We start from the raw sequence: 8,370 nt of genomic DNA, 5'->3' as shown, positions 1-8,370 counted from the left end.
TCTCGGTGCAATGCGCGGCGCTGCCCCAGGCCCTGCAGCTCACAGAACTATTCGGCGATCACGAACAGCCCGGCCGCATTGAAGAAGCCGACGGCGGCACCCTGTTTCTGGATGAAGTGGGCGAACTGACCAGCGAAGTACAAAGTCGCCTGCTGACCCTGCTGACCCATCACGAAATCCACCGTCAGGGCTCCCTGTCACCCCGCCGGGTAGATGTGCGCATTCTCGCCAGCAGCCAGCTGGACCTGCCCGGCCGGGTCGCCGACGGCAGCTTCCGCCAGGATCTTTACTATCGGCTGAACGTCATGGAACTGACCCTGCCGCCGCTTAACGATCGTCAGGAAGACCTGGAACCCCTGGCCAATGCCCTGCTGGCCCGGGGCTGCGAAAAGCTCAACCGTCCGGACCTGCACTTCACCCCGGAAGCCCTGCAAGCCATGCATAGCTATAGCTGGCCCGGCAACGTGCGGGAACTGGAAAACGTGATTGAACGGGCCGTTATTCTCACTGAAGAAGACGGCATCGGCCCGGCCCAGCTGGGCCTGAACCCCAACCGCGCGCCCCAACGCGTCAGCCGGGCCAGCCTGGACCCCAGCGAAGACCTGTCACTGGAAGATTATTTCACTCGCTTCGTGATGGAAAATCAGGACAGCATGACCGAGACCGAGCTGGCGCAGAAACTGGGAATCAGCCGGAAAAGCCTTTGGGAGCGGCGTCAGCGGCTGGGCATCCCCCGCAAAAAGGCCAGTGCACGTCGTTGAATAAGAATACAGCATCGCTTGCCATTGACCGGCAAAACCAATCCACACGTCATTAGAGTCAAACGCAAAAACGTTAATTCGGGACACGGAAATCGGGAGCAGGACCCGAAACAACCTAAAAGCCGAGCAAGTGTTACCGCTCTACACAGGAAAGTAACACAAGCGTTACCTGGATCCGGCCGCATTTAAGGTGTTTTTTGCAAAACACGCACAACCCAATGATTTAAATGGATTTTTTAGCGTGTTGCATTGGCAGGGGTGGACGGGCACTATGAATCCCACGCCAGCAAACAAGAAAAACAGCGGCGTAAAAGCTCAAACAATAACAACAAGAAAGAAGAACAATAATTTCACGAGCCAATGCAGTGCTGCTGCAACTGATGATTGCAGCGACAAGGCAGAAAACAACACAAACAATAATAACAACAGAATCAGCGCAAAATATGGGAGTCACAACTTCGGTTGTGGCTCCTTTTTACTTTCTGGCCGGGCATTTTATCCCATTACCTTGGCCGGTGCCGGCCCTTACGGGCCAAAGACATCTCAACTGGCGAAAAAAAGTGCTACTATCGCCGCCTTATTGCTCATTTTGAGGCCGAATTTTTCGCATGCCCTGCAAGCTTCTGAAACGTATGACACGCTGGTTCACTCCGGGTTCCCCAAAATCTTCCGGCCCGATAGAACCGCGCGTAATTCCCCGCGACCAACACCCGATCTCCCGCAAGCAAGTTTCCCGAGCGGCGCTTGATGTGCTCTACGGATTGCACAAAGGCGGGTTCGAGGCCTACCTGGTCGGCGGCTGCCTGCGCGACATCCTCTGCGGCCGCGAGCCCAAGGATTTCGACGTCAGCACCAACGCTACACCTGAGCAGGTCAACCGTCTGTTCAAGCGCAGCCGCATTATCGGCCGCCGCTTCCAGATCGTGCATGTGCGCTTTGGCCGCGAAGTCATTGAGGTTTCCACCTTCCGGGCCAAGGCCAGCGATGACAACCAGGACCAGAACAAACATCACGCCCACGAAGAAACCGGGCTGGTACTGCGCGACAACACCTGGGGCAGCATCGAGGAAGATGCCCTGCGCCGGGACTTCACCATTAATGCGCTGTACTACAATATTGCCGACTTCACCCTGCATGACTTTGTCGGCAGCATGGGCGATATCGACCAGGAAGTGATCCGCCTGATCGGCAACCCGGAACAACGCTTCCGCGAAGACCCGGTACGCATGCTGCGCGCGGCCCGCTTCGCCGCCAAGCTGGGCTTCCACATTGAAAGCAGCACGGCGCAACGCATTCCCGACATGGCAGAGCTGCTTCTGCAGGTCCCCGCCGCCCGTCTGTTTGATGAAGTGCTCAAGCTGTTCCTCAGCGGCCACGCCCGCGCCTCCTATGAGCAGCTACAGGAGCTGGGTCTGTTCCGCTTCCTGTTCCCGGAAACCCAGCAAGCGCTTGAAGGCGACCAGGGCGAGACCTGGGAAGCCATGCTGCTGGCCGCCATGGACAACACCGACCGCCGCCTGCTGATGGACAAACCCGTCACTCCGGCCTTTATCTATGCGGTACTACTGTGGCCGGTCATTCAGCAGCGCTTCGGTGGCTACCTGTCCAGCGGCTTGCCGCCGGCCCAGGCACTGCACAAAGCCGCCACCCGCGCCCTCAACCAGCAAATAAAACACACCGCCATTCCCCGTCGCTTCTCCACCGTGATGCGTGAGATGTGGGAATTGCAGCTGCGTCTGGACAAACGGGCCGGGCGCCGCGCCGATGCGATGATGGAGCATCCTCGCTTCCGTGCCGCCTACGATTTTCTGCTACTGCGTGAGCAGAGCGGAGAGATCAAGGCCGGGCTTGGCGACTGGTGGACCCGCTATCAGGAAGAAGATGAAAGCGGCCGCCGGGACATGATCAGTCAGCTGGGCAACCAGGGGGGCGGCGGCAACAAACGCCGTCGCCGTCGGCGCCGCCCGAAGCCTGCTGCGGATAATTAATGCAGGCGTTCATAGGCCTTGGCAGTAATCTGGATCAGCCGGCACAACGGCTGATCAGCGCGCTGCTGGCCATGGCTCAGCTACCCGGAATCACCCTGCAGCACCACTCCCGCTTGTACAGCAGTGCCCCCATCGGCCCCCAGGACCAGCCCGACTACGTCAACGCGGTCGCCGAAGTACACAGCACGCTGACGCCCCACGCCCTGCTGCACAGCCTGCAGGCACTGGAACTGGCTGCTGGGCGACAACGCTTGCGCCACTGGGGCGAACGCACTCTGGACCTGGATATTTTGTTGATCGACGATCAGCCTATCGACAGCCCCGACCTCCAGGTACCTCACCCACAGATGCAGCGCCGCGCCTTTGTCCTGCACCCTTTGCTGGAAATCGCCCCGCACTGCCACTTGCCCGACGGCACTGCACTGGGTAGTTTTCTCAGTCAGGTAGCCGAACAAACGCTTTCACCGCTGGCAGAACTGGACCGCGATGCACTCATTGAACGAAAAGACCCTCACTGAACGGATTGAACAGCGCCGCACCGCCGGCACCCTGCCCCGCTTCATCGCCGTGGAAGGCCCCATCGGCGCCGGCAAAACCAGCCTTGCCAAGCGCCTGGCCATGACCTTCGGCTATGACCTGTTACTGGAACAGGCCGACGACAATCCATTCCTGACCCGTTTCTATCAGGACCCGGCTCGCTACGCCCTGCAGACCGAGCTGTTCTTTCTGTTTCAGCGTGCCGATCAGCTGCGCCAGATCCAGCAGCAGGACCTGTTTGCCGGGCCACGGATTGCGGACTTCCTGATCGACAAGAACCGGCTGTTTGCCCAGGTCACCCTGGACGAAGATGAATTCGAGCTGTACCGCAACGTGGACGATCACCTGACCGTGGACGCGCCCAGGCCGGATCTGGTGATTTACCTGCAGGCACCGCCCCAGGTACTACGCCAGCGCATCGGCCATCGGGGCAACGATTTCGAACAAGGCATCGCCAGCGATTATCTGGATAAACTCAGCAACGCCTATACCGAATTCTTCCATTTTTATGACCGCGCCCCGCTGCTCATCGTCAACGCGGCGGAAATCGATCTGGTCAACCACGACCGTGACTACCAGCAACTGATCAGCGAGTTGCTGGACATCCGCTCCGGTCGCCACTATTTTAACCCCCGGCCACTAGTGGACTGAGTTGAAAGTTCAAAGTTGAAAGTTCAAGAGCGCGGACAGGCGCATTGCCAGCTGCCCGCGAAACTTTTGACATGACCGCGGGCACAGCCTGTACGCAGCAACAGACTGGACCGCGTTTCAACTTTCAACTTTCAACTTTCAACTGATTTCCCTGGGAGGTATCCCATGTCCATCACCATTCGCACCCTGCAAAAACGCAAACAGGAAGGCGGCAAGTTTTCTGTGCTCACCGCCTACGATGCCTGCTTCTCAAGGCTGATTTCCGAAGCGGGCGTGGAAGCCATTCTGGTCGGCGACTCTCTGGGCAATGTCATCCAGGGCCAGACCAGCACCGTCCCGGTGACCCTGCAACAAATGGTCTACCACACCGAATGCGTGGTCCGCGGCAACCAGGGCAGCCTGGTCATTGCTGATGTTCCCTTTATGGGCGCCGCCACCCTGGAACGTACCCTGGAAGCCGCCACTGCCCTGATGCAGGCCGGCGCCAACATGGTGAAACTGGAAGGCAGCGCCTGGCTGGCCGACGCCATTGAGATCCTGAATCGCAACGGCATTCCTGTCTGCGCCCACCTGGGCCTGACCCCGCAAGCGGTGAACTCGCTGGGCGGCTACCGGGTGCAGGGCAAAGATGACGACGGCGCCGCCGAGCTGCTCGACGCCGCCAAAATACTGGATCAGGCCGGCGCAGCCCTGTTCGTACTGGAGTGCGTACCGCGCGCACTCAGCGCGGAGATTAGCCGCCAGGTCGCCGCCCCGGTGATCGGCATCGGCGCTGCGCCGGAATGCGACGGCCAGGTACTGGTGATGCACGACATGCTCGGCATCAGCCCCGGCAAACCGGCCCGTTTCGTGCGCGATTTCATGGCGGACACCGGCGATATGCGCGCCGCTTTCAAGGCCTATGACGCCGCCGTGAAAGACGGCAGCTTCCCGGCCGACGAGCACTGTTTTTGAAAAACCGCAGCAAGCAACACGCTTCACGCCACAACGCGGCGTAGCGGACTTTGAAGCTGCAATGTCGGGGCCGCGCCATAGCTCAAGCGCGGCCCCAACCCTGCAGAATAACGCAACAACCCAAGTGTCGCGTTGCTGCCTGTTGCGTGTAGCGTGCGGCGTCTCTTGCGAGGATTTCCATGCAAACCGTTCACTCCGTCGCCCAGGTCCGTGAATATGTCCGCGGGTGGCACAACAAAGGCCAGACCGTGGGCTTTGTCCCCACCATGGGTAACCTGCACGACGGCCATATCAGCCTGATTCGCGAGGCGCGCGCCCGCTGCGACGTGGTGGTGGTATCGATCTTTGTGAACCCCACCCAGTTCGGCCCCAACGAAGACTTCGACCGCTACCCACGCACCCTGGACGCCGATGCCGCCGCCCTGGTCGAGGCCGCCACCGACCTGCTGTTTGCGCCATCCGTCGAGGAAATGTACCCGCTCGGCCAGAACCAGACCTGGGTGGACGTGGACCAGCTGGGCGACTACCTGTGTGGCGCCAGCCGCGAAGGGCACTTCCGGGGCGTCACCACCGTGGTCTCCAAGCTACTGAACATCGTGCAACCGGACGTGGCCGTATTCGGTGAAAAGGACTTCCAGCAGCTGGCCATTCTGCGCCGCATGTGTGAAGAGCTACTGTTCCCGGTGAAGATCGTCGGTGCCGCCACCAGCCGCGAAACGGATGGTCTGGCGCGCAGCTCGCGAAACGGCTTTTTGAGCGACAGTGAGCGCACACTCGCCCCACAGCTCTATGCACACCTGCAACAGCTGAAAACCGACATCGACGCCGGCGAGCGGGACTACCGGGCACTGGAAAGCCGCATCAGTCAATCGCTCGATACTGCCGGGTTCAGCGTAGACTATCTGACCATCGTCAGCGCCAAAACCCTGGCGCCGGCGGGCCCGCAAGACACTGACCTGGTGGCCGCCGTCGCCGCGAAACTAGGGTCAACGCGATTGATCGACAATATATCTCTGGCCGTTGTGCGTGACCGGTGATTCATGCATACTTCCGGCCCCTTGAAGTGCCTGCATGCCCACCATACGGCGTTTACAGCAGGTTTCGGGTCGCTTGAGAGGTAACCAACATGCAGTGCACCATGCTGAAAGCAAAACTCCATCAGGCTCGTGTCACCCACGCGGAGCTCGAGTACGAAGGCTCCTGCGCCATTGATGGCGATTTGATGGACATGGCGGGTATCCTGGAATACGAACAGATCCAGATCTACAACATCGACAACGGTGAGCGTTTCGAAACCTACGCAATCCGTGGCGAAGCGGGCTCCAAAATCATCTCCGTCAACGGTGCCGCCGCTCACAAGGCCCAGCCCGGTGACCGCGTGATCATTTGCGCTTACGCCAGTTACTCCAGCGCGGAGCTGATCAACTTCAAGCCAAGCCTGATTTACATGGCCGAAGGCAATGAAGTGAAAGGCACCAGCGATGCCATTCCGGTTCAGGTTGCCTGATCCCGAATTGGCTCTGAATTTTTGATAAAACGCCGGCCCTGCCGGCGTTTTTTTTGCCTGCCGCTTTTTACTGCTTTCCCTGTATACATTGCCTCTTTTGTCCGCTTGGGCATTGGTCATTAAGCAACGCTTTGTTTACTCTTGGAACACAACGTCTACCCTCACAACACCCTATAAGACCATGGTGGAATACCCCCGGGCAGGCGTAGCCATAATAATGATGGAAACTGGCAGGCAGTATCCCAAGGAGGCCCTAATGTCCCAAGTACATACTCACCCTGTTCCCGCCGAGTATAAAAAACAGACCCTGATGGACCGCGACACCTACGACCGCTGGTACGCCCAATCCATCAACGACCCGGACACCTTCTGGGCCGAGCGCGCCGAACAGCTTCTGGACTGGAAGACCCCCTGGGACACCGTCAGCGAATGGGACTTCAGTGAAGGCCGGGCGGCCTGGTTCAAGGGCGCCACCCTGAATGCCTGCTACAACTGCGTCGATCGCCACCTGCCTGAGCGCGCCAATCAAACCGCGATCATCTGGGAAGGCGACGAACCCGATCAGGACAAGCACATCAGTTATCAACAGCTGTTCGAGGAAGTGAGCAAATTCGCTAACGTGCTCAAGAACCGGGGCGTGAAAAAAGGCGACCGCGTCGTTATCTACATGCCCATGATTCCCGAAGCGGCCTACGCCATGCTGGCCTGCGCCCGTATCGGCGCCATTCATTCTGTGGTGTTTGGCGGCTTCTCTCCGGAAGCCCTGAAAGACCGTATCCTCAACGCCGAAGCCTGCGCACTGATTACCGCCGACGAAGGGGTACGCGGTGGCAAGGCGATTCCGCTGAAAGTGAATGCGGACAAGGCGCTGGACGGCGTCGACTGCGTGCATACCTGCCTGACCGTGAAACGCACCGGTGGTGACGTGGCCTGGCAAACGCCCCGCGATGTCTGGTACCACGAGGCCATGGCCGACGCCTCCACCGATTGCGAACCGGAGTGGGTCGAGGCTGAGGACCCGCTGTTCACCCTGTACACTTCCGGCTCCACCGGCAAACCCAAAGGGGTGGTGCACACCACCGCCGGCTACCTGCTCAACAGCGCCCTGACCCACAAATACGTGTTCGACTATCAGGACGGCGACATCTACTGGTGCACCGCCGATGTGGGCTGGATCACCGGGCACAGCTACATCGTCTACGGCCCACTGGCCAACGGCGCCACCACCCTGATGTTCGAAGGCGTACCCACCTATCCCGATGCCTCCCGTTGCTGGCAGGTGGTGGACAAACACAAAGTCAATATTTTCTACACTGCCCCCACCGCCATTCGCGCCCTGATGGGGCTGGGGGACGCCCCTGTGGAGCAGACCTCCCGCGCCAGCCTGAAGCTGCTGGGCACAGTGGGCGAACCCATCAACCCGGAAGCCTGGGAGTGGTACTACAAGATAGTCGGTAATTCCCGCTGCCCGATTGTGGACACCTGGTGGCAGACCGAAACCGGCGCCATCATGATTGCGCCCCTGCCCGGCGCTGTGGACCTGAAAGCCGGCTCGGCCACCCTGCCCATGTTCGGTGTGCAGCCCGGGCTGATGGACCCGGACGGCAAAGAACTGGACGGCGCGGCCTCCGGTAACCTGGTTATCAAGGCCAGCTGGCCCAGCCAGATCCGGACAGTCTATGGCGATCACCAGCGCCTGATCGACACCTATTTCAGCGCCTACAAGGACTGCTATTTCACCGGTGATGGCGCTCGCCGTGATGAAGATGGCTACTACTGGATCACCGGCCGGGTGGACGACGTGCTCAACGTGTCTGGCCACCGCCTGGGCACTGCCGAAATTGAATCAGCCCTGGTGCTGCACCCCAGCATCTCCGAAGCCGCCGTGGTCGGCTACCAACATGACGTCAAAGGCCAGGGCATCTATGCCTATGTGTCACTGATGGCCGGCAGGGAAAGCAGCGAAGAACTG

The 8,370-nt window shown here is 59.8% G+C and carries 9 protein-coding genes; all 9 read left to right on the top strand.

Going from position 1 to position 8,370, the window contains the following annotated elements:
- The coding region (locus A3754_RS14420; protein ID WP_197468665.1) for a sigma 54-interacting transcriptional regulator at positions 1–761 on the top strand (761 nt) is incomplete at its 5' end.
- A 190-nt stretch (positions 762–951) separates the two neighbouring features.
- Positions 952–1,509 carry a hypothetical protein gene (locus A3754_RS28570; RefSeq protein WP_231880639.1) on the top strand — a complete coding sequence of 186 codons (558 nt, stop codon included), beginning with the start codon at positions 952–954 and terminating at the stop codon, positions 1,507–1,509.
- Positions 1,394–2,749, top strand: coding sequence for a polynucleotide adenylyltransferase PcnB (gene pcnB / locus A3754_RS14415; RefSeq protein ID WP_231880638.1), 1,356 nt, complete (start codon positions 1,394–1,396; stop codon positions 2,747–2,749). The genes A3754_RS28570 and pcnB overlap by 116 nt, the downstream gene beginning before the upstream one ends.
- On the top strand, positions 2,749–3,267 hold the full coding sequence (folK, locus tag A3754_RS14410; protein ID WP_063520254.1) for a 2-amino-4-hydroxy-6-hydroxymethyldihydropteridine diphosphokinase: 519 nt from the start codon (positions 2,749–2,751) through the stop codon (positions 3,265–3,267). Before pcnB ends, folK begins: the two co-directional genes overlap by 1 nt.
- On the top strand, positions 3,236–3,937 hold the full coding sequence (locus A3754_RS14405) for a deoxynucleoside kinase (protein WP_063520253.1): 702 nt from the start codon (positions 3,236–3,238) through the stop codon (positions 3,935–3,937). The genes folK and A3754_RS14405 overlap by 32 nt, the downstream gene beginning before the upstream one ends.
- Before the next feature lie 165 nt (positions 3,938–4,102).
- Positions 4,103–4,891, top strand: coding sequence for a 3-methyl-2-oxobutanoate hydroxymethyltransferase (gene panB / locus A3754_RS14400; RefSeq protein ID WP_063520252.1), 789 nt, complete (start codon positions 4,103–4,105; stop codon positions 4,889–4,891).
- A gap of 179 nt (positions 4,892–5,070) precedes the next feature.
- Positions 5,071–5,928: a pantoate--beta-alanine ligase gene (panC, locus tag A3754_RS14395; protein ID WP_063520251.1), complete on the top strand. Its 858-nt coding sequence runs from the start codon at positions 5,071–5,073 to the stop codon at positions 5,926–5,928.
- A gap of 89 nt (positions 5,929–6,017) precedes the next feature.
- Positions 6,018–6,398, top strand: a complete 381-nt coding sequence (panD, locus tag A3754_RS14390; protein WP_007151139.1) for an aspartate 1-decarboxylase — start codon at positions 6,018–6,020, stop codon at positions 6,396–6,398.
- A 256-nt stretch (positions 6,399–6,654) separates the two neighbouring features.
- A partial coding sequence (acs, locus tag A3754_RS14385; RefSeq protein ID WP_063520250.1) for an acetate--CoA ligase occupies positions 6,655–8,370 on the top strand: 1,716 nt, incomplete at its 3' end.

Source organism: Alcanivorax sp. HI0083 (genome assembly GCF_001635175.1).
The sequence above is the reverse complement of the archived record's forward strand: the minus strand, read 5'-3'. Positions and strand labels throughout refer to the sequence as shown.

Coding starts and splice junctions, on each gene's coding strand:
- pcnB (WP_231880638.1), top strand. CDS start 1,394: ATGACACGCTGGTTCACTCCGGGTTCCCCAAAATCTTCCGGCCCGATA.
- folK (WP_063520254.1), top strand. CDS start 2,749: ATGCAGGCGTTCATAGGCCTTGGCAGTAATCTGGATCAGCCGGCACAA.
- A3754_RS14405 (WP_063520253.1), top strand. CDS start 3,236: ATGCACTCATTGAACGAAAAGACCCTCACTGAACGGATTGAACAGCGC.
- panB (WP_063520252.1), top strand. CDS start 4,103: ATGTCCATCACCATTCGCACCCTGCAAAAACGCAAACAGGAAGGCGGC.
- panC (WP_063520251.1), top strand. CDS start 5,071: ATGCAAACCGTTCACTCCGTCGCCCAGGTCCGTGAATATGTCCGCGGG.
- panD (WP_007151139.1), top strand. CDS start 6,018: ATGCAGTGCACCATGCTGAAAGCAAAACTCCATCAGGCTCGTGTCACC.